The sequence below is a fragment of the Pseudomonas sp. O230 genome (genome assembly GCF_045447035.1).
Taxonomy (GTDB): domain Bacteria; phylum Pseudomonadota; class Gammaproteobacteria; order Pseudomonadales; family Pseudomonadaceae; genus Aquipseudomonas.
Genome location: NZ_JBJGXN010000013.1, coordinates 1 through 21,832 on the forward strand (window position 1 = coordinate 1; position 21,832 = coordinate 21,832).

Genomic DNA, 21,832 nt, shown 5'->3' on the forward strand with positions numbered 1-21,832 from the left:
TGATACAACAACGTCAGACTCCATAGCTACAACGATTACCGATCACCGGTAGCTATGGAGAAACTGGCGGCGTAAAAACCTTAACGGGTGTCCAGAATTAGTTGACCAGTTCAGCTTGCCCGCGATGGCGGCACCGCGGTCTTAAGGTTTCACCCTCAAAGCGTCTGCCACAACGAATCAAATTCTTCCTCAACACCGCCCACGCCGCTCCCCGCGGCGTTGTCGTTTCTGGCGGTTTCCAGCGAACGATAAGCGAACTGATTGAAACTGTTGGTGCTCGACACCCGCCGATCCAGTCCGGCCCGACGCTCCTCGCCATTGGTGTTGATCAGCACCTTTTGACCTTCCTGGAACGGCAGTCGCGGAGCGAGCAGGGTGGCCGGCAGGTCGATCGCGCTAATGGCTGGCAGCAACAGGCCGCGCAGGTAGTGGCTGTGGTCGTCCCGAGTGCGCACCAGTTGCAGGCCACAAGGTTCGGCGTAAGGCGCGACTTGCTCGATGCCCATTTGCGTACCGCCACCGCGAACCTGGCGGATCCAGCGCACCACCGCGATGCTCCAGCCAGCGCCCGCCGTGTCCTCGATGCCGACCATCTCGCCAGCCTGTAACTCAGCCGGTACTGCGCCAGGCCAGGCCAGGCAATAACCCCCCGGGCTGTGATTGATCACGGGCAGGACGTACGTCGGAAAGTGACGGTTGCGGTCGGAGGCTTCGTGGCTGTCGTCATTCTGAAGTTGCGGGTATTCGATTTCTTCGTAGGGCAGCAGCGCGTCCGCGGTGCCATGGGGCGCCGCGTCGAAGGCATGGCTCCATTGGTCTTTTTCCCCGAGCGCGGGCGAGGTCGCCGTGAACTGCGCGCGGCGGGCGCCGGGATTTTTCAGGATCTCGCTGAATGGGCGCTGCCCGCCCAGATAGAAGTGCAATGCGCTCATGCCCACACACAAGGTCAAGGTGCCTTGGCTGGCGGTGCGCTGGAAACTGCGCTCGACCGCCTGGCCCCACGCGGCACTCAGGTGTTGCAGCGTATCCAGGCTCAGTCCCGCCGGCACCGGGAGTGGCGACGGGCTGTCGGTTTTTTGCAAATGGGCCTCGATGGCCGCGACCAGTGGCTGCGGATCGAGCCCCAGCAAACTCTCCTGTTGTTCGGGACGGAATTTCGAGCGGTAGCGCGGCCCGATGTCGAGTTCCGGAGCGACGGCGAACAAGCCTTCGGCCGGTCTGTCCGGTTGCAGCTTGATCAGTTTGCTCCACGGCTCCAGCACTTCGGTGAGCCGTGCGATCTGGTTCTGGCGCAGTTGATTGCAACGTGCGGCGCCCAGTAGCAGGGCGACTACGTAGGTCTGTTCGATGCTCAGGTTTTGCGTCTGGCTCGCCAATTCATCGCGCAGGCTCAGATGCTGCAGCCGATGGGTACAGGCAATTCGATACAGCTGATGCAACTCCAGCCACACGCCTTCCGGCACCGGGCAATAGAGTGCAGTGGCGCGGATCAGCGGCCCGTTGAGGCAATGCATCGCTCGCTGCAACGCCTGGGCCAGCAGTGGCGCACGGTCCTTGCTGAAGCGCGGTGTGATGCGCACAACGATCTGTTTATAGCCAATCGCCAGGTGACTTTGCAGGGCCTGGCACAGGTTGGCGATCTTGCGTGAACGCTCGTCGAGGACAATCGATTGGTGCAGGAAATGCCGCTCCAGGTGTTTGCAGACGTAATACACCTCGGGCCTTAGCAGTTCGAGCAATTGCAGGCGATTGTCGCTGGGCGTCAGCAACTGATTCAGTTCGCTCAAGCCTTGATAGAGCTGCCGAGCGGTTTCGCCGATGTTGGCTTTGGGCAGGTTGGCGATCCAGCGCTTGAGGTCGCGCGGGGTGGCTTCACAGAACGACAGACGCAACTGTGCGGGGACAGGCGCGCGGAGCAGCAGGTGAGGGCGGGTCTCATTCATGCCGTGGACAAACTCCAGCCGGGGAAATGGGCAGTGAATGACCTGACTGTAGCAGCAATAGCCTGTAGGCGTGCGCGCTTACCCGAGTTGGCGCGGCGACCGTTTGTCTGTCAGTCGAGTGAGGTTCGGGCGTACTACTAATCTGACAGACGTGCGACTGGATACGCACGGTCGTACGGCCTGCTGCCTGTGCCGGGCAGGTCTCTCGTAACTTCAAGGAGAAGAAGTTTATGTCTAGATACGTAGTGGCAAATCAATGGGGCGGGAGTTCTGCACCCTGGCATCCGGGCGGAGACTGGACGCTGGGCGCACGGGATAACCAGAAGGTTGTCGCGATCGACATCAGGTCGAGCGATGGCGGCAAGAGCCTTACCGGCACCATGACGTACGCGGGTGAAGGTCCCATTGGCTTCAAGGCTCAGCGCACGGGCCAGAACCAGTACAGCGTTGAAAATCAGTGGGGCGGCAACGATGCTCCATGGCATCCCGGTGGCAAATGGGTCATTGGCGGTCGGGATAATCAGAACGTTGTCGCGTTGAGCGTGACCTCCAGTGACGGAGGGAAAAACCTCAGTGGCACCAATACCTACGCCAACGAAGGGCCGATCGGCTTTCGTGGTCAGATAGAGTAGCGGCACCACCGAAATGTCCGACCCCACGAAGACGTTCGTGGGGTTCGGATCAGGGGATCAGGCTTTTGGCAGGCCCATGCCCTGGCCCATCTGCACCGGCGAACCGGCCGCCAGCTCTTCAGCCCACTGCACTTGATCAGGGCCGAACAGCACAACAGCGGTCGAACCCAGCTTGAAACGACCCAGTTCCGCACCTTTTTCCAGGTGGATCGGCGCACGGGCAGCTTCGTCGTAGCGGAAGGTCTTCAGCTCGCGTTTCGGTGGGGTCACCAGACCGGCCCACACGGTTTCGATCGATGCCACGATCATCGCGCCCACCAGCACCACGGCCATCGGCCCGCGCTCGGTGTCGAAAATGCACGCCACACGCTCGTTGCGGGCGAACAGCTCCGGAACGTTTTCCGCGGTGGTCTGGTTGACCGAGAAAATCCGCCCCGGAATGTAGACCATCTCGCGCAAGGTGCCGGCCAGCGGCATGTGTACGCGGTGGTAGTCCTTCGGCGACAGGTAAATCGTCGCGAAATCACCGCCCATGAACGGCGCTGCGTTGGCTGCGTCACCGCCCAGCAATTCCAGCACGCTGAAGCTGTGGCCTTTGGCCTGGAACACGCGACCGTGCTCGATCGGCCCGAGCTGGCTGACCGCACCGTCGGCCGGGCTGAGGATCGCGCCCGGGGTTGCGTCCAGCGGACGGGCACCGTCTTTCAGTGCGCGGGTGAAAAACGCGTTGAAATGCTCGTAGGCGGTCAGGTCTTCGACCAGGGCCTGGGACATGTCCACCTGATAACGCTTGGCGAACCACGCAGTGAAGGCATTCTTGAACCAGCGCACACGGCATTCGGCGATGCAGCCGGCCAGTCGCGAGAGCAAGTGGTGGGGCAGCAGGTATTGGCTGAGGATAAACAAACGCTTATTCATTAACTGTCCTTAAAAACCTTAAATCTCTACAGGCGTATCGGGATGGTTACCCCATTCGCCCCAGGAGCCGGCGTAGCCTTTGACCCGCGGATAACCGAGGGACTTGGCCACCAGATAGGTGAAGCCAGAACGATGGTGAGTCTGGCAGTGGGTAATCACTTCTTTGTCTTTGCTGATCCCGAGTTGTTCGAGGATCTGCGGCATGTCCGTGCGGATGCGCAGGTTGCGCTCCCGGTCCATGCCCGCGGTCCACTCGAAATTGACCGCACCAGGAATGTGTCCGCCCTTGGCCGCGAGGACTTTTTCGCCGGAGTATTCCAGCGGCCCGCGTGCGTCCCAGATCGCCAGGTCGGCGGCGCCGAGACGGCTTTGCAGGTATTCGCGGGTGGCGGTGGGTTCGTCGTGCAGGGTCAACGCAACCGGGCCGCCGACTGCGGGCGGGATCTGGATCGACATGGGCGAGCCTTCCGCCAGCCAGGCCGTCAGGCCGCCGTCGAGATAGTGGTACTTGCTGTGGCCGATGACGTCCAGCAGCCAGATAAAGCGCCCGGCCCAACCGCCACCCTCGTCGTCATACACGACGTAGACCGCATCGGGGTTGTGGCCCAGCTCACCGAACAACGCTTCGAGTGCCGCTTGCGGCGGCATCAGGCCTGGCGCCGGCGGTTGGCCGAGTTGCGTGCGTTTCGGATCAACAAAACGCGCACCGGGGATATGCCCTTCGGCATAGCGGGCGCTGCTGGTCAGGTCCACCAGAATCAGATCGCGGGCGTCGAGGCGAGGGAGCAAGTCGCTCGGTTCGATCACCAGCGGCAAGCCAGAGAAGTCAGACATGTGAGGTCTCCAGAGCACAAAGGGGAGGATTGTAGCGGGTCATTGGCCGCGATGGCTAAAGCTGTGCAGGGCTTTCTCGATGCACTGCGCGGTTTTGCCAAAAGCTTGCGCGGTGATTTCCGAGAATGGCCCGCCGCCCTGGTCCGCCACCACGATCATGATCACGCGGCCGTTGTTGACCAACGAGCGCAACAACAGGTGTTCGCCACCGAACTGCGAACGCAGGCTGGCCGGCAGCAGCGCCGAAAATTGCGCGTTGTTGGCCGGAGTCAGGCGTACTTGCGCTTGTTGCGAGAGCAGCCGTTGCAGCACGGTGCTTTGGCTGACGACGAAATTCTGGCCAGCGGTTTCTTTCGGCAACCCGGCAATCTGGTGCACGCGCAGATTGGCATGCGTGCGGTCGGCCATCAGGATCATCACCCGACGCATGCCGCACGCGACCAGTGCATCACGGGCCGAGTTGGTCAAATGCATGGCATTGGTGAAACGACTCGGCTCCACCAGCAGCTCGGCGCATTGTTTGCGCCACTGGGCCAAGTCCTCGGTGGTCGGCGCCGGGGCTGGCAACAGACCGGCGTGAACACGGTTCACGCCCCATGGCCAGAGCAGCGCGACGGCCGGGTGCCAGAGGTCCGGCATGGCGTGTTGGCGCGCACTGTTGGCGGCCTGTTGGTGCAATTGCTGTTGCACCTCGTCCATCGGCATTTGCAGATAAAGGCTGGTCAGGTACTGCCAGCGTTCACTGTGCGGACAGTCCCAGGCCTGCTGCGCCGACAGCGCCAGGCCGTTGGCCAGCAACACCGTGTTGGCCGGTTGATTGAGCCAGCGGCGCAGGGTCGGATCGTCATCGAGACGGTTCTGCTGACGCAATGGGTGATCGCTGTCGCGTGCGATACGCAGGACTTTCACCAGCTCCCGTTGCTCATTAAGTAACAGCTTGTAGCCCTGCTGCACCCAGATCGGCAGGTGCCAGATCTCTACCAGTGCCTGACCGATTTCCAGCAGGCGTACGCCGAATAATTGTTTCTCGACCTTACGAGCGGATTCGCCTTTATGGATGACCCGCAGCTCCCATTCTTCAAGCAGATGCGGATGGGTCAACGCCAATGGCCAGAACGGCGATAAAAACAGCAGGCTGCCCCAGTGAATGTCCTGCCACAGCCGCGCCAGGCGAGCGGCGAAAAAACCGTTGGCCTGTTGCGTCGCGTGTTGACTGATCATCTGCAACTGACGCAGGGCCACAGGAATGTCCGATTGCGGTTCGGCGGGCAACCGGGCGAGCAGTTCTTCGGTGCGCTTCAAACCGAGGCGATTGATCGCCACCTCAAGGTTCTCCGCAGGCTCGGTCATGCTGCCGTGGGTGTGCCGGTTGGCTTCGCGAATCACGCTCAAGGCCAGGGCGGGGCTGTCCTGCATCAGCTCGGCGATATCGCGCAACGAGCTGCGATTGTCGCCGATGGCCTTGCAGACTCGGTCATGACTGGCTTGCGGAACGGGCAGGTGCACACCATCCAGAAGCTTTACCCAGCCTTGGAGAGTGTTCGGTTTTGGAGTGGGTACGTTCGTTTCGTTAGCCATGGTTGGACGCGATCATCGTCTGCATTACCTACGCCCGAAGTGGGCCAAATTGGCTTTTCGCCTGAACTGGCTATAGTCTGGCGCAGTTTTGCCGATAAGTAGAAGAAGAGATTTTTTAACTTCCGAATATGACCTTGAACCCGACTCAGTAAGTGCTCTCCTACCTATGGCTAAAATAATCGGCATCATCGTCGTATTCGCGAGCGTGCTCGGCGGATACGTGCTCTCCCACGGCAAGATTGCCGCCCTGATTCAACCCTTCGAGGTGTTGATCATCGGTGGCGCGGCCCTTGGCGCATTCCTCCAGGCCAACCCCGGCTATATGACCATGCACGTGCTCAAGAAGTCCTTGAGCATGTTCAGTTCGCGCTTCAATCACGGCTACTATCTTGAAGTGTTGGGGCTGATCTACGAGATCCTCAACAAGAGTCGCCGCGAAGGCATGATGGCCATCGAAGGCGACATCGAAGATGCCGCCGCGAGCCCCATCTTCGCCAAGTACCCGTCGGTGCTCAAGGACGAGCGCATGACCGCGTTCATCTGCGATTACCTGCGCATCATGTCCTCCGGCAACATGGCTCCCCATGAGCTGGAAGGCCTGTTCGATATGGAACTCTACAACCTCAAGGAAGACCTGGAGCACCCATCCCACGCGGTGAACGGCATTGCCGACGCCATGCCCGGCTTCGGTATCGTCGCGGCGGTACTGGGTATTGTGGTGACCATGGCCTCTCTGGGTGAAGGTGACCAGAAATCCATCGGCCTGCACGTGGGTGCGGCACTGGTCGGTACCTTCTTCGGTATTCTCGCAGCGTACGGTTTCTTCGGTCCGCTGGCACACTCCCTGGCCCACGATGCCAAGGAAGAGCTGAACGTCTACGAAGCCATCAAGGCCTCGCTGGTGGCTTCGGCTTCCGGCATGCCGCCATCGCTGGCGGTAGAGTTCGGGCGCAAGGTTCTGTACCCGGCGCACCGTCCTAGCTTCGCTGAGCTGGAACAAGCGGTTCGTGGTCGCTGAGTCATGGAAAATAACCAGCCGATAATCATCAAGCGCGTCAAGCGCATCGCCGGCGGGCATCACGGGGGCGCCTGGAAAATCGCCTTCGCCGACTTTGCGACGGCGATGATGGCGTTCTTCCTGGTGTTGTGGCTGCTGTCCACCGCGACACCGGAACAGAAGATCGCCATCGCCGGTTACTTCAAGGACCCGGTCGGCTTTTCCGAAAGCGGCACGCCTTACATCATCGACCTGGGCGGTACGCCGACCCTGGCGCCGGAGAACACCCTCAACCCCGAAGTGAAATCCCAGCCGCAGCCGGACAAGGTGACGGTCGACGCCGAACAGGTCGAAGGCATGGCCGAGATGGTGGAGAAGGAACGCCTCGAACTGTTGCTGCAAGAATTGCAGAACAAGGTCGAAGAGAACCCGCAGCTGAAGAAATTCAAGGACCAGATTCTGTTCGAGATCACGCCGGACGGTTTGCGCATCCAGATCGTGGACGCCGAAAACCGGCCGATGTTCGACTCGGGCTCGGCACGTCTGAAACCGTATTTCGAAGACATCCTGCTGGCCATGGCCGACACCATCAAAGCGGTGCCGAACAAGATCAGCATCAGCGGCCACACCGATGCCAAGCCGTACTCGGGCACTGGCGACTTCGGTAACTGGGAACTCTCGGCCAACCGTGCCAACGCTGCACGTCGTGCATTGGTGGCGGGCAGTTATCCAGAGCCGCAGATCGCACGAGTGGTCGGTTATGCTTCGTCGGCCTTGTTCGACCGGGAGCAACCGCTCAACCCGGTCAACCGTCGTATCGACATTATCGTGCTGACCAAGAAAGCCCAGCGTGCCATCGAAGGTTCGCAAGGCGTGGAGCCGACGCCAGAGCCGACCCAAGGGCAGGGCGGCCCGGGTGAAGTGCCGGCCGACCCGAACGCGTTGCCAGCGGATAAAGAACCGCTGCCAGCGCATGAGCTTAGAGAACGTTTGAATCTGTTTGATAATCCAGCGCCGAAACCGGCTGAGCCGCCGAAGCAGTGACCCACAAAAAAGCCGCGAGATGATCGCGGCTTTTTTATATCTATTGTCCCACTGATGTGGAGGCCGCTTCGTTTTGGACTCAAGCGCGCTCCCCCGTAGGAGCCAGCTTGCTGGCGATGGTCGTTAACGATAACGCGTGAGAACGGGTTCAACGCAGCGCACTTGCGCCCATCGCCGGCAAGCTGAGCCTACAGATGTAGGGCGAGAGAAACCCCAGACCGGACGAGAGGACTGATCGGGCAGCGGCGTGACGTCAGAAACCGCGGATGATTCTGGACTTCAAATCGGTGTGGAATCGATCGGCGTTGGTTTTGTTCAATCCCCGCACAGATTCGCTGCCGGTCACTGACTCCAGTGACATCGAGCGCTTGAGCGTGGCTTCATTTCGATAGGCATCAATGAAAAACTCGATTTCCCTGTCGTTGGTCAGCTTCGGCCATTTCTCCAGGTACAGCGGCAGTTCTGTCGGGCCGGCCTTGAACGAGCAGATGCGCCGGTTGGTGATGGTCGCTTCACCGATTTCGAACGGTACCCACCAGGACTGCGCGGTTTTTTCCGATACCACCGCCAGCAGGTGCGTGCATTCGCTGATGTTGCGCGTGATGACGCCGGTGATGTCATCGGTGGTCTGGGATTCGGAATCGAGCACGTCGAGGTAGGTCTTGATGCTCGCTTGCATCAGGCGGGTGTTGATTTGAATCGCGTAGGCGCGGTCCATGTGGCGATAGCTGATAAACACTGGCATCAGAAATGTCCCTTGATCGCGAGTTCGCGGTAATAGGCGCCGAGCGCTGTCAGGCGGCAACCGGTGGAGTGCATGGCGGCGAAGTACATGTGCTCGGCGTCGACCGGTTCTATCAGGCTATGGCGGTTGCACTTTTGCAGCTGGCTGAAAACCTCGACGTTGTCGGGATCAAACGCGGCTGCAGTCGGTTCGTAGCTGGGGGTGAGCGGGTAGACGAAACTGGGCTCCGGGAACCAGTCTTTGAGCTTGCGCAGGGTTTCCTCTGCAATCAGTGGCGCGACTTCGCGCAACGGGACGAATTGCGACACGTTGGTTTTGAACACCGGACGTTGCTCCCATGCCCCCAGTGCATTGTCGACGAAGGAGTACACGCTACCGGGCGTGACCTTGCCCAGCACATTGGCGGCACCGCCGTGCAGGGCTTGCAGGAGCAAACCGGTGAACACACCATGCCCTCCGCTTTCCAGCGCGACCTGTTCTTTTTTGCACGCGGTCAGAATGGTCATGCCCTCGCCAATCGCGCTTCTGCCGCCTCGCCAACCGCTCACGGCGCCAGCTGCGCCCGCCTGGCAGCAATCGAGGATGATGATCTTGTTCTTGATGTGAGTCGCCTCGTCCGCCCAGCCCAGAACGTCGCTGATACGAATGCCCTCACCTCCTGGCTCATAGTCCTGAGGGATCAGCAGGCCTTCATCAATGCTGGTGTCGAACTGACCATGCCCGGCGAAATACAGCAGAGCTACTTCGCAATCTCCTGAAAACAGGCTCTGGATATGTTGTTTGACGGCATAGCGCGTGAGGTTCTCCTCGGCCGATGTGAGCACCTTGATACTGAAGTTAGGGCGACCGTTGGCATGCCGCTCCAGTAACGAGGCCATCGCCATTGCATCGTTGTTACAGCCTGATAGTGGGGAGATGTAGGTGTAATTGTTGATCCCGATGAACAGTCCCTTGCGCATGGTTACACCGCCGTGTGCTGGCGAATCGCACTGACAATGCTGTTGGTGTTCCACGCACATTCTGCATGCGCCGCGTCACGCACGACCGTTGAAGTGCGTTCTGCGCCCAAGGGTCTGATCGCAATGATTACCTTGCCGAGGCGTTTGGCTATTTCGATTTCCTTGTTGATCCACTTGCTGTACGTCGAGTACACGCCGGCCATGATCAATACCGCCGAACAGGGGCGGATCTTGTTTTCGATGGCCAGCTCCAATTGCATGTCATTCAGAGCGCCGACGATCGGATTTTGCGGTGGCACCGAAAAATTCTTGAAGGTGAACGTCGGGTGCGCGCTCAGCAATTCGACCAGCCTGTCGTGTTTGTCGGAGTAGTTCCACGAATGGCTGATGAACAAATGATAGGTCTGCATGGATATCCCTCGTGTCGCCGGAGTGCGAAGAGGAATCGAATGTATGCACTTGAATGAGCGGAACAAGGCTGTTGCCGATAAAGAGAAATGCCCTACAAGCAGGTGTGTAGAGGCCTTACAGAATTTTCTGATGTTTATTCGGTGAGGGGATTTGTAGGGCGCGACGAGCATCCCGCCGCCCCGTCAGTGTCGGGGCGATGGGCGCGTCTGTTTAGTAACTGCTCTCCGGCAAACTCGCGATGATCGAGCGATAGCTGTTCATCCGTTGCTGCTGCACGCGGCCTTCTTCCAGCGCCTTGAGCAATGCGCAACCCGGTTCGCGGTCGTGCTTGCAGTCGCGGAAGCGGCACGTGCCGATCAGGTCGTTGAACTCGATGAAACCGGCTTCGACATCGGCGCGGCTGACGTGGCCCAGGCCGAATTCGCGGATGCCCGGGGAGTCGATCAACTCACCGCCACCGGGGAAGTGGAACAATCGCGCGGTGGTGGTGGTGTGAGTGCCCTGGCCGGACAGCTCGGACAACGGGCCGACGCGGGTTTCGACTTCCGGCAGCAGGCTGTTGACCAGCGACGACTTGCCGACGCCGGACTGGCCGACGAACACGCTGATGCGTCCGTCCAGCTGTTCCTGAAGTTGCTCCATGCCATTGCCGTGGTGCGCCGACACTTCCAATACCGGATAACCCAGCGTGCGGTAAACCGCGAGCAGGGCATTCAGCGCCGGGGCGTTCTGCTCGTCGATCAGGTCGAATTTGTTGAGCAGCAGCAGCGGCCGAATCCCGGCGTGCTCCGCTGCGACCAGATAGCGGTCGATCAGGTTGGCGTGGGGCTCGGGCAGCGGCGCGAAGACGATGACGATCATGTCGACGTTGGCTGCAACAGGTTTGAGCTGGCCACGGCTGTCCGGACGGCAGAGTTCGGTTTTGCGCGGCAGTTGCGCCACGATCACCCCGATGCCCTGGTTGCCGGCACGCCAGACCACCTGATCGCCGGTTACCAGCGCAGGCAGGTTGGCGCGCAAGTGGCAGCGGAACACCTGGCCGGCCAAATCGCCATCGAGGGCCTCGACTTCGACCTGCACACCGAAGTGCGCGATCACCAGGCCAGTCTGTTCCGGACCCAGGTCGCCACCCTCAAGAGCCTCGACAGCCGAGGACTCGCGTTTGGCGGCGCGGGCAGCGCGCTCGCCCTGAATCTTTTCGATGCGCCAGTTTTGACGACGATTGAGTTGGCGTTTGGCCATGGGTGTTCCGTATCAAGAATGCAGCGATTAGGTAAAACGGCCGCGAGTTTAGCACGCCCGGGCGCCGCCCTAGGCTAAACTGCGCAGCATTGCCTAGGAGCCGACACATGCAAAACCCGCAGAATCTGATCTGGATCGACCTGGAAATGACCGGTCTGAACCCTGATACCGACGTCATCATCGAGATGGCCACCATCGTCACCGACAGTGATCTGAACACCTTGGCCGAAGGGCCGGTGATCGCGATCCACCACAGCGATGAAATTCTCGCCGGCATGGACGAGTGGAACACCCGTCAACACGGCGGCTCGGGCTTGACCCAGCGCGTTCGCGACAGCCGCATCAGCATGGCCGAAGCGGAAGCCGAGACCATCGCTTTCCTGGATAAATGGGTGCCAAAGGGCAAGTCGCCGATCTGCGGCAACAGCATCTGCCAGGACCGTCGCTTCCTTTATACCCACATGAAATCCCTGGAAAGCTATTTCCACTACCGCAACCTCGACGTCTCGACTCTGAAAGAACTGGCCGCACGCTGGGCGCCGGACGTGCGCGACAGCTTCAAAAAGGGTAGCACCCACCTGGCGCTGGACGACATCCGCGAATCCATCGCCGAGTTGCAGCATTACCGCAAGCATTTCATCAAGTTCTAAATTGGAATACTCACCTGTAGGCGCTGGCTTGCCAGCGATGAGGTCCTCAAGGACGCCATCGCCGGCAAGCCGGCTCCTACAGAGGTAGCGTTGTGGCAGCAAAGATTGCCCGCAATACAGGCGACGCGGTCCAGTGCCTTGATCGCCCTCTTTTGGTGCCGTCCCTAAATGGCTAGACTGCGCGCCTTCCTGCAAGGACCGCCACCATGTTGCTGATGCTTTACCTGATCGCCATCACCGCCGAAGCCATGACCGGCGCACTGTCTGCCGGCCGTCGCGGCATGGACTGGTTTGGCGTGGTGCTGATCGCCTGCATCACGGCGTTGGGCGGCGGTTCGGTGCGCGACGTGTTGCTCGGCCATTACCCGCTGACGTGGGTCAAACACCCGGAATACCTGGTGCTGACCTCGGTCGCGGCGATGGTCACTGTCTTCACTGCACGCTGGATGCGCCACCTGCGTTCACTGTTTTTGGTGCTCGACGCCGTGGGCCTGGTGGCGTTCACGCTGATCGGCTGCATGACTGCGCTGGAAATGGGCCACGGCATGTTGGTGGCCTCGGTCAGCGGCGTGATCACCGGGGTATTCGGCGGCATCCTGCGCGACATCTTCTGCAACGACATCCCGCTGATCTTCCGCCGTGAGCTCTACGCCAGCGTGTCTTTTGCGGCGGCGTGGTGTTACATGCTGTGCCTTTATTTGAACGTGCCCGGAGAACAAGCGATTCTGATCACGCTGTTTGGCGGATTCCTGCTGCGTTTGTTGGCGATTCGTTTCCACTGGGAAATGCCGAAGTTCGTTTATAACGACGAAGCCTGACGTTCGGCGTGTTGCTTCAACGCCCATTCCACATGCTCGCGGACCAGTTCCGACGGATACTCGCGGCGCGCCTTCAACGCTTCCAGCACTGGAATGCTTGATGGCGCATTCCCCAGCCCCACCGCCAGATTGCGCAACCAGCGCTCATAACCGGCCCTACGCAACGGCGAGCCTTCGGTGCTGCTCAGAAACCGTTCCTCATCCCACATGAACAATTCAGCCAGTTCAGCGTTGTCCAGGTTGTGCCGTGGCTTGAAGTCGCTTTCGCCGGACGGACGGGCAAAACGGTTCCATGGGCAGACGATCTGGCAGTCATCGCAGCCAAACACCCGATTGCCGATCAATGGCCGCAAGTCCTCCGGGATCGCGCTTTTCAGTTCGATGGTCAGGTAGGAAATGCAGCGCCGGGCGTCCAGCACGTAGGGGCCGACAAACGCGTTGGTCGGGCAGATGTCGAGGCATGCGGTGCAGCGGCCGCAATGCTCGGTGGCGTGCGGTGAGTCTTCCGGCAGTGGCAGATCGACAAAGAGTTCGCTGAGGAAGAAGTAACTGCCGGCCTTGCGATTCAAGACCAGGGTATTTTTGCCGATCCATCCAAGGCCGGCCTTTTCCGCAATAGCTTTTTCCAGCACTGGCGCACTGTCGACAAACGCGCGGTAGCCGAACGGGCCGATGACCGCCTGAATCTTTTCTGCCAGTTGTTGCACGCGTTTACGGATCAATTTGTGGTAATCGCGGCCCAAGGCATAACGCGACACGTAGGCTTTTTCCGGTTGAGCCAGTAATTGCGCCATTTGGGTATCGCCCGGCAGGTAATCCATGCGCAGGGAGACCACTCGAAGCGTACCGGGCACCAGCTCCTCCGGGTGTGAGCGTTTAGTACCGTGGGCACCCATGTAGTCCATTTCGCCGTGGTAACCGGCTTCGAGCCAACGCGCCAGGTGCTGTTCATGCTCGGCGAGGTCCAGGCCGCTGATGCCGACTTGCTGAAAGCCCAGCTCGCGGCCCCAGTCCTTGATGGATTGGGCGAGGGCAGGCAGGTCTGTGGTAATAGCGGGCATGAGGCGAGAGAAACCGGAGCTGAGGTGCGTATAATTCTGCCAGACATCGGAGCCCGAAGACGCATGCCGCACACTAAAGATGATTTACCCGACGCGCTGTACAGCGCCGCGCAAGTGCGGGCCCTCGATGCGAGCCTGATTGCGGCCGGTACGCCGGGCTTTGAATTGATGCAACGTGCGGCGCGGGCGACCTGGCGTGCGCTGGTCCGACATTGGCCGACGGCCAACGAACTGACGGTAGCCGCCGGCCACGGCAACAATGCCGGTGATGGTTATCTGGTCGCGGTGTTGGCCAAGCGTGCAGGCTGGCATGTGCGCGTGTTGGCGGTCGGTGATCCTCAGCGGTTGCAGGGCGATGCTGCCTTGGCCCACGCCGAGGCCCTGGCCGAAGGCGTCGCCGTTCAAGCCTGGACTGTGCAGTCAGAGTTGCGTGGCGTCGTGCTGGATGCCTTGCTCGGCACCGGTCTGACGGGCGAGGTACGAGAACCCTGCGCCAGCGTCATCGCGGCGATCAACGCCAGCGGCCGGCCGGTGGCTGCGGTAGATATTCCTTCGGGGCTGTGTGCCGATTCGGGGCGTGTGCTCGGCGTGGCTGTTCGGGCGAATCTGACCGTGACCTTCATTGGTCTGAAACTCGGTCTGTTCACGGGTGATGCGGCGGATGTAGTGGGCGAATTGGTTTTCAATGATCTGCAAGCGCTCCCTGAGGCGTTCAGCGGGGTCGCCATCAGTGCCCGACGCCTGGCGGCTGGCAATTTGCCGCGCCTGGCGGGTCGAACGCCGACTGCCCATAAAGGCAAATTCGGCCACGTCTTGCTGATCGGCGGTGATCGCGGCTTCGGCGGTGCGATTCTGCTGAGTGCGCAAAGTGCGCTGCGCAGTGGCGCTGGCATGGTGTCGGTGGCCACTCGCAGCGAGCATGTGCCGGCGGCACTGGCGAGAATTCCCGAAGCGATGGTGCTGGGCACTTCGTCGGCGAATCAACTGATGGGATTGCTGCAAAAGGTTTCCGTGCTGGTGGTCGGCCCGGGCTTGGGTCAGGCTTCGTGGGGACGCAGTCTGCTGTCGGCGGCGGCCAATGCGCCGCTGGCCCAAGTCTGGGACGCCGATGCGTTGAATATGCTGGCTGACGAACGCGTGAGCCTGCCCAAGGACTGCGTGATCACGCCGCATCCGGGCGAAGCGGCGCGCTTGTTGGGAATAGACACGGCGCAAGTGCAGGCTGATCGCCCGGCTGCGGCACACGCGTTGAGCAAAAAATACACAGCTGTAGTGATTTTAAAAGGCGCCGGCAGCTTGATCGCCAGCCCCGATGGGCGCCTGGCGGTGTGCCATCAGGGCCATCCGGCCATGGCCACCGCCGGCCTGGGCGATGTGCTGGCCGGCCTGGTCGGCGCGTTGCTGGCTCAGGGCATGGACGCGTTCGATGCGGCCTGCCTCGCCGTCTGGCTGCACGCCAATGCCGGCGCGCAACAAGGTAAATCGGGCCGTGGGCTGGCGGCCAGTGATCTGATTCCAGCCATTCGTCAGTTGTTGGAGGAGCAAGCACCGTGTCTGAAGTAACCCTGTACCTGGCTGATGAAGACGCGATGACCGCGTTTGGCGCCCGCATCGCGAAAACCACCGAAGGGCACGGTCTGATTTTTCTGGTAGGGGACCTGGGGGCGGGGAAAACCACGTTGTCCCGCGGCATCATCCGAGGCCTGGGGCATGTGGGCGCGGTAAAAAGTCCGACGTTCACCCTGGTCGAGCCCTACGAGATCGGTGAGATCCGTGCCTTCCATTTCGACCTGTATCGCCTGGTCGATCCGGAGGAGTTGGAATTCCTCGGTATCCGCGACTATTTCGAAGACGATGCCTTGTGCCTCATCGAGTGGCCCGATAAAGGTGCAGGCTTTTTGCCAAAGCCCGACCTGACCATTACCATTAGCCCGCAAGACAGCGGGCGTTCGCTGAAAATTTTGTCCCAGGGCGCGCGTGGCGAGTCGTGGTGTGCCGCTTTGGCATTGGAAACTAATTAAATGATGGGGTCTGGTATGCGCTTTCGCGCGATGGTAGCTGCCGTAGGGATGTTGTTTTTGGCGGTGACCGTCAATGCTGAGGCCGAAACGAAGGTCAACAGCGTTCGTCTGTGGCGGGCGCCGGACAACACACGGTTGGTGTTCGACCTGACCGGGCCGGTGCAACACAGCGTTTTCACCCTGACAGCCCCGGACCGACTGGTGATTGACATCAATGGCGCAACCCTTGGTGCGCCGCTGAACGTCTCCACCGCCAACACCCCGATCACTGCCATGCGCTCGGCCCAACGCACGCCGACCGACTTGCGAGTGGTCATCGACCTGAAAAAAGCCGTCACGCCAAAAAGCTTCACCCTGGCGCCGAATGCCCAGTACGGCAATCGCCTGGTGGTCGACTTGTTCGATAACGCCGCCGACGCCGCGCCAATTCCCGCGCCGACCAATGTCGCGACCGTCGCGCCGGTGCCGGTCACTCCGGTCGATCCCCCGGTCAAACTGCCGCCCGCGCCGGCTGGCAAGCGCGACATTATTGTCGTGATCGACGCTGGCCACGGCGGCGAAGACCCAGGCGCCTCGGGCTCTCGCGGTCAGCGTGAAAAAGACGTGGTGTTGGCCATCGCTCGCGAATTGCAGCGGCAGGTCAACGGCATGAAAGGCTTCCGCGCCGAGCTGACCCGCACCGGCGACTACTTCATTCCGTTGCGTGGCCGTACCGAAATTGCCCGCAAGAAGGGCGCCGACCTGTTCGTGTCAATCCACGCCGACGCCGCGCCCTCGGCCGCTGCGTTCGGTGCATCGGTGTTTGCCCTGTCTGATCGCGGCGCCACGTCGGAAACCGCCCGTTGGCTGGCCGACAGTGAAAACCGCTCGGACTTGATCGGTGGTGCCGGCAACGTCAGCCTCGACGACAAGGACCGCATGCTCGCGGGGGTGCTGCTCGACTTGTCGATGACCGCTTCCCTGACGTCCAGCCTGAACGTCGGCCAGAAGGTTCTCAGCAACATCGGCCGCGTCACGCCGCTACACAAACAGCGCGTGGAACAAGCCGGGTTCATGGTGTTGAAGTCGCCGGACATCCCGTCGATTCTCGTGGAAACCGGGTTCATCTCCAACGCCAACGAAGCCTCGAAACTCGCCGCGGCCAACCACCAGCAAGCCCTGGCTCGCTCGATCAGCAGCGGCGTGCGTCAGTTCTTCCAGCAGAATCCACCACCGGGCACTTACATCGCCTGGCTGCGCGATTCCGGCAAAATCGCCCAGGGGCCGCGTGATCATCGGGTAAACCCGGGGGAAACCCTGGCGATGATCGCCGTGCGTTATCAAGTGTCCCCGGCCACCTTGCGCAGCGCCAACAACCTGAAAAGTGACGAGCTGAAAATCGGTCAGACCCTGACCATTCCGGGCACCGAACTGGCGTCCAAAGAATGAATCAGGCCGTGATCAACAGCGCTCGCATCGAGCTGCTCAGCCCGCGCCTGGCGAACCAGATTGCCGCCGGCGAGGTGGTCGAGCGCCCGGCTTCGGTGATCAAGGAATTGTTGGAAAACAGTCTCGACTCCGGCGCCAAGCGCATCGATGTCGATGTCGAGCAGGGCGGCGTCAAGCTGCTGCGGGTGCGCGACGATGGCAGCGGTATTTCTGCCGATGACCTGCCGCTGGCCCTGGCCCGTCACGCCACCAGCAAGATCCGCAACCTGGAAGACCTTGAGCAGGTCATGAGCCTCGGGTTTCGCGGCGAAGCACTCGCCTCGATCAGTTCCGTGGCGCGCCTGACCCTGACGTCCCGCACCCGCGATGCCGATCAGGCCTGGCAGGTCGAAACCGAAGGTCGGGATATGGCACCGCGTGTGCAGCCAGCCGCTCATCCGGTGGGTACTTCGGTGGAAGTGCGCGATCTGTTTTTCAACACCCCGGCGCGGCGCAAGTTTCTCAAAACCGAAAAAACCGAATTCGATCACCTGCAAGAAGTGATCAAGCGACTGGCCTTGGCACGCTTTGACGTGGCGTTCCACTTGCGCCACAACGGCAAAACCATCCTCAGCCTGCATGAAGCCCATGACGACGCGGCCCGTGCCCGGCGTGTGGCGGCCATCTGCGGTGCGGGGTTCCTGGAGCAGGCACTGCCGATCGAAATCGAGCGCAATGGCCTGCATTTGTGGGGTTGGGTGGGCTTGCCGACGTTCAACCGCAGCCAGGCGGACTTGCAGTATTTCTTCGTGAATGGCCGTGCCGTGCGCGACAAATTGGTGGCCCACGCGGTGCGCCAGGCCTATCGCGATGTGCTGTTCAATGGTCGGCATCCGACTTTCGTGTTGTTTTTTGAAGTTGATCCGGCCGGTGTCGACGTCAACGTGCACCCGACCAAGCACGAAGTACGTTTCCGTGACGGGCGCATGGTCCACGATTTCCTCTACGGCACCTTGCACCGCGCCTTGGGCGATGTGCGACCGGATGACCATTTGGCAGCGCCGGTGGCGACGGCCATCGTTCGACCGACCGGTATCGATGCCGGCGAGTTCGGTCCGCAGGGCGAAATGCGCCTGGCGGCCAATGCGCTGCTGGAGCAGCCTCAGGCACAACCGGCGTTCAATACCGCTGGCTCGGGCGCGGGTGCCGGTTTTCAGTACCAATACTCGCCGCGTCCGCAGTCCGGCGTGCCTGCGGCTGAAGCCCAGGCAGCGTATCGTGAGTTTTTTGCGCCGCTGCCGGAAGCCAACGCTGTGGCGCTTCCGGCCGGGCAGGACGATATACCGCCGCTGGGTTACGCGTTGGCGCAGCTCAAAGGCATCTACATTCTTACCGAAAACGCCCAAGGCCTGGTGTTGGTGGACATGCACGCCGCGCACGAGCGGATCATGTACGAACGCCTGAAAGTCGCCATGGCCAGCGAAGGCCTGAGTGGCCAGCCGCTGCTGGTGCCGGAATCGTTGGCCGTGAGCGAGCGCGAAGGCGATTGCGCCGAAGAAAACGTCGCGTGGTTCCAGCGTCTGGGTTTCGAATTGCAGCGCCTCGGCCCGGAAACACTGGCCATTCGACAGATTCCCGCCTTGCTCAAGCAGGCGGAGGCCAATCGGTTGGTCAGCGATGTTCTGGCCGATCTGATGGAATACGGCACCAGCGACCGGATTCAGGCGCACCTGAACGAATTGCTCGGCACCATGGCCTGCCACGGCGCGATTCGGGCGAATCGGCGGCTGGCCCTGCCGGAAATGAACGCTCTGCTGCGTGATATGGAAAACACCGAACGCAGCGGTCAATGCAACCATGGCCGACCGACCTGGACCCAATTGGGCCTGGACGATCTGGACAAACTGTTCCTGCGCGGTCGTTGATGAGCCAGCTCCCCCCTGCAATTTTCCTGATGGGCCCGACCGCAGCGGGCAAGACCGACCTGGCCATCGAACTGACCAAGGTCCTGCCTTGCGAGCTGATCAGCGTCGACTCGGCGCTGGTCTATCGCGGTATGGACATCGGCACCGCCAAGCCGTCGAAAGAGATTCTGGCCGAATTTCCCCATCGTCTGATCGATATTCTCGATCCGGCGGAGAGTTATTCGGCTGCGGATTTCCGTCGTGACGCCCTTGAAGCCATGGCCGACATCACCGCGCGGGGCAAAATTCCGCTGCTGGTGGGCGGCACAATGCTCTATTACAAGGCTTTGGTCGAAGGTCTGGCGGACATGCCGGCGGCCGATCCCGACGTCCGCGCGCGGATCGAAGAAGAGGCCGCACGCCTTGGCTGGCAAGCCCTGCACGACCAATTGGCGAGTATCGACCCGGAATCGGCGGCGCGTATTCACCCGAACGATCCGCAGCGACTCAGTCGAGCGTTGGAAGTTTATCGTGTCAGCGGTCAGAGCATGACCGAGCTCAGGCGGAGACAATCTGCGCAAAGTACTGAAGCAGCCACTTCGGGACTGCAACAATTGCCCTATACTGTCGCGAACTTGGCCATTGCTCCGGCAAATCGTCAGGTACTGCACGAGCGAATTAAACAAAGATTCACTTTAATGTTGGAACAGGGATTCATCGACGAGGTCGTAGCCCTGCGTAAGCGAAGTGACCTGCATTCGGGGTTGCCGTCTATACGCGCAGTAGGCTACCGACAAGTCTGGGACTACCTGGATGGCAAGCTGACGCAAGCCGAGATGCAGGAGCGTGGAATCATTGCCACGCGCCAATTGGCAAAACGTCAGTTCACCTGGCTGCGCAGTTGGGCTGATTTACACTGGTTGGACAGCCTGGATTGCGACAATCTGCCGCGCGCCTTGAAATACCTGGGGACCATCTCCATATTGAGCTGAGTCCTTGCAATTGCCGTCTATCCTTGGGGGTGTGACGGCCACAAGCCATCTGTTTACCTATTTTTTATATTGAATCCTTAAAGGAGTGCGGCACATGTCAAAAGGGCATTCGCTACAAGACCCTTACTTGAATACTTTACGTAAAGAGAAAGTTGGGGTTTCTATCTACCTGGTCAACGGGATCAAACTGCAAGGCACGATCGAGTCCTTCGACCAGTTCGTTATCCTGCTGAAAAACACCGTCAGCCAGATGGTCTACAAACACGCTATCTCTACAGTGGTGCCGGTTCGTCCAATTCGTCTGCCTAGCGCAACCGAATCCGAAGCAGGTGACGCTGAGCCAGGTAACGCCTGATAGGAGTCTCCTTTGTTCTTTGAGCGCCACGGTGGTGGTGAGCGAGTGATCCTCGTTCACTTGGATGGACAGGACCCTGAGGCGCGCGAAGATCCGCAGGAGTTTCAGGAGTTGGCTAATTCGGCCGGCGCCGAGACCGTTGCGTTTTTTAACGTGCCGCGTCATCGGCCAACCGCCAAATTCCTGATCGGCAGCGGCAAGGTCGAGGAACTACGCGACCTGGTCCATGCCGAAAAGGCCGATCTGGTGATCTTCAATCACACCCTCACGCCCAGTCAGGAACGTAACCTCGAACGTGTTTTCGAGTGTCGCGTGATCGACCGCACCGGTCTGATTCTCGATATTTTCGCCCAGCGCGCCCGTACCCATGAAGGCAAGCTCCAGGTCGAACTGGCCCAGCTTGACCACATGAGCACCCGGCTGGTTCGTGGCTGGACTCACCTTGAGCGTCAAGGTGGCGGTATCGGCATGCGTGGCCCGGGCGAAACCCAGCTGGAGACCGACCGCCGCTTGCTGCGGGTTCGCCTGCGACAGATCAAAGGCCGGCTGGAAAAAGTGCGCAGCCAGCGCGAACAGTCGCGACGTGGCCGTATGCGTGCGGATATCCCTACCGTGTCTTTGGTGGGGTATACCAACGCCGGTAAATCCACGCTCTTCAATAACGTGACGAAATCCGACGTGTACGCGGCTGACCAGTTGTTTGCCACGCTGGACCCGACCTTGCGCCGTCTGGAACTGGACGACCTGGGGCCGATTGTCCTGGCTGATACTGTGGGTTTCATTCGCCACTTGCCCCACAAGCTGGTCGAGGCATTTCGGTCTACCCTCGAAGAGTCGAGCAACTCCGACTTGCTGTTGCATGTGATCGATGCGGCCGAACCGGATCGCATGTTGCAGATCGAGCAGGTGATGGTGGTGCTGGGCGAGATTGGTGCCCAGGACTTGCCGATCCTTGAGGTCTATAACAAACTCGATTTGCTTGAAGGCGTTGAGCCACAAATCCAGCGCGACGAAAACGGCAAACCTCAACGGGTCTGGCTGTCGGCGCGTGATGGCAGTGGTCTGGAATTGCTTGAGCAAGCCATTGCCGAGTTGCTGGGCAGTGAGTTGTTTATCGGTACCTTGCGCTTGCCGCAACGATTCGCTCGACTGCGTGCGCAGTTCTTCGAACTCGGAGCGGTACAGAAAGAAGAACACGACGAAGAAGGTGTCAGCTTGCTGGCCGTTCGATTGCCGCGTTCGGAGCTCAATCGGCTGGTCAGCCGTGAAGGCGTTGTGCCGACAGAGTTCATCGAGCAACACACTTTGCAATAAAAGCCTG

General features: G+C 60.5%; 21 protein-coding genes. 12 read left to right on the top strand and 9 right to left on the bottom strand.

The features are described 5' to 3' along the window. Nucleotides 1-155 precede the first annotated feature (155 nt). On the bottom strand, nucleotides 156-1,943 hold the full coding sequence (locus ACI77H_RS26140; protein ID WP_407014539.1) for a molecular chaperone: 1,788 nt from the start codon (nucleotides 1,941-1,943) through the stop codon (nucleotides 156-158). 230 nt (nucleotides 1,944-2,173) lie between these two features. Here ACI77H_RS26140 and ACI77H_RS26145 point away from each other — a divergent pair, with 230 nt between their 5' ends. Continuing rightward, nucleotides 2,174-2,575, top strand: coding sequence for a lectin OAA (locus ACI77H_RS26145; RefSeq protein ID WP_407014541.1), 402 nt, complete (start codon nucleotides 2,174-2,176; stop codon nucleotides 2,573-2,575). A gap of 57 nt (nucleotides 2,576-2,632) precedes the next feature. Here ACI77H_RS26145 and asd read toward each other — a convergent pair whose 3' ends face one another. The 3 genes from asd to ACI77H_RS26160 are packed head-to-tail and all read right to left on the bottom strand — an operon-like array spanning nucleotide 2,633 to nucleotide 5,905. Further along, entirely contained in the window at nucleotides 2,633-3,493 is an 861-nt protein-coding gene (gene asd, locus ACI77H_RS26150; protein ID WP_407014542.1) for an archaetidylserine decarboxylase, read from the bottom strand. An 18-nt stretch (nucleotides 3,494-3,511) separates the two neighbouring features. Beyond that, complete coding sequence (locus tag ACI77H_RS26155) at nucleotides 3,512-4,327, bottom strand: rhodanese-like domain-containing protein (protein ID WP_407014543.1); 816 nt, start codon at nucleotides 4,325-4,327, stop codon at nucleotides 3,512-3,514. A gap of 39 nt (nucleotides 4,328-4,366) precedes the next feature. Further along, on the bottom strand, nucleotides 4,367-5,905 hold the full coding sequence (locus ACI77H_RS26160) for an HDOD domain-containing protein (protein ID WP_407014544.1): 1,539 nt from the start codon (nucleotides 5,903-5,905) through the stop codon (nucleotides 4,367-4,369). Nucleotides 5,906-6,071: 166 nt separating this feature from the next. Here ACI77H_RS26160 and motA point away from each other — a divergent pair, with 166 nt between their 5' ends. Both motA and motB read left to right on the top strand, forming a co-directional pair. Further along, the gene (gene motA, locus ACI77H_RS26165; RefSeq protein WP_407014546.1) at nucleotides 6,072-6,923 is read left to right on the top strand and encodes a flagellar motor stator protein MotA; all 852 of its coding nucleotides are present in this window, start codon (nucleotides 6,072-6,074) and stop codon (nucleotides 6,921-6,923) included. 3 nt (nucleotides 6,924-6,926) lie between these two features. Beyond that, nucleotides 6,927-7,946 (top strand): flagellar motor protein MotB, encoded by a 1,020-nt coding sequence (gene motB, locus ACI77H_RS26170; RefSeq protein ID WP_407014547.1) that lies wholly within the window; start codon nucleotides 6,927-6,929, stop codon nucleotides 7,944-7,946. A 253-nt stretch (nucleotides 7,947-8,199) separates the two neighbouring features. On the opposite strand, the gene ACI77H_RS26175 is transcribed toward motB, so the two are convergent. From ACI77H_RS26175 to rsgA, 4 genes are all read right to left on the bottom strand, one after another. Next, complete coding sequence (locus ACI77H_RS26175; protein WP_407014548.1) at nucleotides 8,200-8,691, bottom strand: toll/interleukin-1 receptor domain-containing protein; 492 nt, start codon at nucleotides 8,689-8,691, stop codon at nucleotides 8,200-8,202. After that, the gene (locus ACI77H_RS26180) at nucleotides 8,691-9,650 is read right to left on the bottom strand and encodes a caspase domain-containing protein (protein ID WP_407014549.1); all 960 of its coding nucleotides are present in this window, start codon (nucleotides 9,648-9,650) and stop codon (nucleotides 8,691-8,693) included. The genes ACI77H_RS26175 and ACI77H_RS26180 overlap by 1 nt, the downstream gene beginning before the upstream one ends. Nucleotides 9,651-9,652: 2 nt before the next feature. Beyond that, nucleotides 9,653-10,060, bottom strand: coding sequence for a TIR domain-containing protein (locus ACI77H_RS26185; RefSeq protein ID WP_407014550.1), 408 nt, complete (start codon nucleotides 10,058-10,060; stop codon nucleotides 9,653-9,655). A gap of 211 nt (nucleotides 10,061-10,271) precedes the next feature. After that, the gene (gene rsgA / locus ACI77H_RS26190) at nucleotides 10,272-11,303 is read right to left on the bottom strand and encodes a small ribosomal subunit biogenesis GTPase RsgA (RefSeq protein ID WP_150632404.1); all 1,032 of its coding nucleotides are present in this window, start codon (nucleotides 11,301-11,303) and stop codon (nucleotides 10,272-10,274) included. Between the two features lie 107 nt (nucleotides 11,304-11,410). On the opposite strand from rsgA, the gene orn reads away from it, so the two are divergent. After that, the gene (orn, locus tag ACI77H_RS26195; RefSeq protein ID WP_407014552.1) at nucleotides 11,411-11,953 is read left to right on the top strand and encodes an oligoribonuclease; all 543 of its coding nucleotides are present in this window, start codon (nucleotides 11,411-11,413) and stop codon (nucleotides 11,951-11,953) included. A gap of 206 nt (nucleotides 11,954-12,159) precedes the next feature. Continuing rightward, nucleotides 12,160-12,771: a trimeric intracellular cation channel family protein gene (locus tag ACI77H_RS26200; RefSeq protein ID WP_150712269.1), complete on the top strand. Its 612-nt coding sequence runs from the start codon at nucleotides 12,160-12,162 to the stop codon at nucleotides 12,769-12,771. On the opposite strand, the gene queG is transcribed toward ACI77H_RS26200, so the two are convergent. Beyond that, nucleotides 12,753-13,832, bottom strand: coding sequence for a tRNA epoxyqueuosine(34) reductase QueG (queG, locus tag ACI77H_RS26205; protein ID WP_407014555.1), 1,080 nt, complete (start codon nucleotides 13,830-13,832; stop codon nucleotides 12,753-12,755). The two genes, ACI77H_RS26200 and queG, sit on opposite strands and share 19 nt — an antisense overlap. A gap of 63 nt (nucleotides 13,833-13,895) precedes the next feature. Between queG and ACI77H_RS26210 the strand changes: the two genes are divergently transcribed. The 7 genes from ACI77H_RS26210 (at nucleotide 13,896) to hflX (ending at nucleotide 21,825) form a co-directional block, all read left to right on the top strand. Beyond that, nucleotides 13,896-15,395 (top strand): NAD(P)H-hydrate dehydratase, encoded by a 1,500-nt coding sequence (locus ACI77H_RS26210; RefSeq protein WP_407014557.1) that lies wholly within the window; start codon nucleotides 13,896-13,898, stop codon nucleotides 15,393-15,395. Next, nucleotides 15,383-15,853 carry a tRNA (adenosine(37)-N6)-threonylcarbamoyltransferase complex ATPase subunit type 1 TsaE gene (gene tsaE, locus ACI77H_RS26215; protein WP_407014559.1) on the top strand — a complete coding sequence of 157 codons (471 nt, stop codon included), beginning with the start codon at nucleotides 15,383-15,385 and terminating at the stop codon, nucleotides 15,851-15,853. Before ACI77H_RS26210 ends, tsaE begins: the two co-directional genes overlap by 13 nt. Before the next feature lie 48 nt (nucleotides 15,854-15,901). Beyond that, entirely contained in the window at nucleotides 15,902-17,281 is a 1,380-nt protein-coding gene (locus tag ACI77H_RS26220; RefSeq protein ID WP_407014777.1) for an N-acetylmuramoyl-L-alanine amidase, read from the top strand. Then, nucleotides 17,278-19,185 (top strand): DNA mismatch repair endonuclease MutL, encoded by a 1,908-nt coding sequence (gene mutL, locus ACI77H_RS26225; RefSeq protein ID WP_407014561.1) that lies wholly within the window; start codon nucleotides 17,278-17,280, stop codon nucleotides 19,183-19,185. Before ACI77H_RS26220 ends, mutL begins: the two co-directional genes overlap by 4 nt. Then, the gene (gene miaA, locus ACI77H_RS26230) at nucleotides 19,185-20,156 is read left to right on the top strand and encodes a tRNA (adenosine(37)-N6)-dimethylallyltransferase MiaA (RefSeq protein WP_407014562.1); all 972 of its coding nucleotides are present in this window, start codon (nucleotides 19,185-19,187) and stop codon (nucleotides 20,154-20,156) included. Before mutL ends, miaA begins: the two co-directional genes overlap by 1 nt. 94 nt (nucleotides 20,157-20,250) lie before the next feature. After that, nucleotides 20,251-20,511: an RNA chaperone Hfq gene (hfq, locus tag ACI77H_RS26235; RefSeq protein WP_007902656.1), complete on the top strand. Its 261-nt coding sequence runs from the start codon at nucleotides 20,251-20,253 to the stop codon at nucleotides 20,509-20,511. 12 nt (nucleotides 20,512-20,523) lie between these two features. Continuing rightward, complete coding sequence (hflX, locus tag ACI77H_RS26240) at nucleotides 20,524-21,825, top strand: ribosome rescue GTPase HflX (RefSeq protein WP_407014564.1); 1,302 nt, start codon at nucleotides 20,524-20,526, stop codon at nucleotides 21,823-21,825. The last annotated feature ends 7 nt before the right edge of the window (nucleotides 21,826-21,832 follow it).

Coding starts and splice junctions, on each gene's coding strand:
- ACI77H_RS26140 (WP_407014539.1), bottom strand. CDS start 1,943: ATGAATGAGACCCGCCCTCACCTGCTGCTCCGCGCGCCTGTCCCCGCA.
- ACI77H_RS26220 (WP_407014777.1), top strand. CDS start 15,902: ATGTTGTTTTTGGCGGTGACCGTCAATGCTGAGGCCGAAACGAAGGTC.
- orn (WP_407014552.1), top strand. CDS start 11,411: ATGCAAAACCCGCAGAATCTGATCTGGATCGACCTGGAAATGACCGGT.
- ACI77H_RS26185 (WP_407014550.1), bottom strand. CDS start 10,060: ATGCAGACCTATCATTTGTTCATCAGCCATTCGTGGAACTACTCCGAC.
- rsgA (WP_150632404.1), bottom strand. CDS start 11,303: ATGGCCAAACGCCAACTCAATCGTCGTCAAAACTGGCGCATCGAAAAG.
- motA (WP_407014546.1), top strand. CDS start 6,072: ATGGCTAAAATAATCGGCATCATCGTCGTATTCGCGAGCGTGCTCGGC.
- ACI77H_RS26160 (WP_407014544.1), bottom strand. CDS start 5,905: ATGGCTAACGAAACGAACGTACCCACTCCAAAACCGAACACTCTCCAA.
- motB (WP_407014547.1), top strand. CDS start 6,927: ATGGAAAATAACCAGCCGATAATCATCAAGCGCGTCAAGCGCATCGCC.
- ACI77H_RS26175 (WP_407014548.1), bottom strand. CDS start 8,691: ATGCCAGTGTTTATCAGCTATCGCCACATGGACCGCGCCTACGCGATT.
- mutL (WP_407014561.1), top strand. CDS start 17,278: ATGAATCAGGCCGTGATCAACAGCGCTCGCATCGAGCTGCTCAGCCCG.
- ACI77H_RS26210 (WP_407014557.1), top strand. CDS start 13,896: ATGCCGCACACTAAAGATGATTTACCCGACGCGCTGTACAGCGCCGCG.
- ACI77H_RS26145 (WP_407014541.1), top strand. CDS start 2,174: ATGTCTAGATACGTAGTGGCAAATCAATGGGGCGGGAGTTCTGCACCC.
- queG (WP_407014555.1), bottom strand. CDS start 13,832: ATGCCCGCTATTACCACAGACCTGCCTGCCCTCGCCCAATCCATCAAG.
- miaA (WP_407014562.1), top strand. CDS start 19,185: ATGAGCCAGCTCCCCCCTGCAATTTTCCTGATGGGCCCGACCGCAGCG.
- asd (WP_407014542.1), bottom strand. CDS start 3,493: ATGAATAAGCGTTTGTTTATCCTCAGCCAATACCTGCTGCCCCACCAC.
- ACI77H_RS26200 (WP_150712269.1), top strand. CDS start 12,160: ATGTTGCTGATGCTTTACCTGATCGCCATCACCGCCGAAGCCATGACC.
- ACI77H_RS26180 (WP_407014549.1), bottom strand. CDS start 9,650: ATGCGCAAGGGACTGTTCATCGGGATCAACAATTACACCTACATCTCC.
- ACI77H_RS26155 (WP_407014543.1), bottom strand. CDS start 4,327: ATGTCTGACTTCTCTGGCTTGCCGCTGGTGATCGAACCGAGCGACTTG.
- hfq (WP_007902656.1), top strand. CDS start 20,251: ATGTCAAAAGGGCATTCGCTACAAGACCCTTACTTGAATACTTTACGT.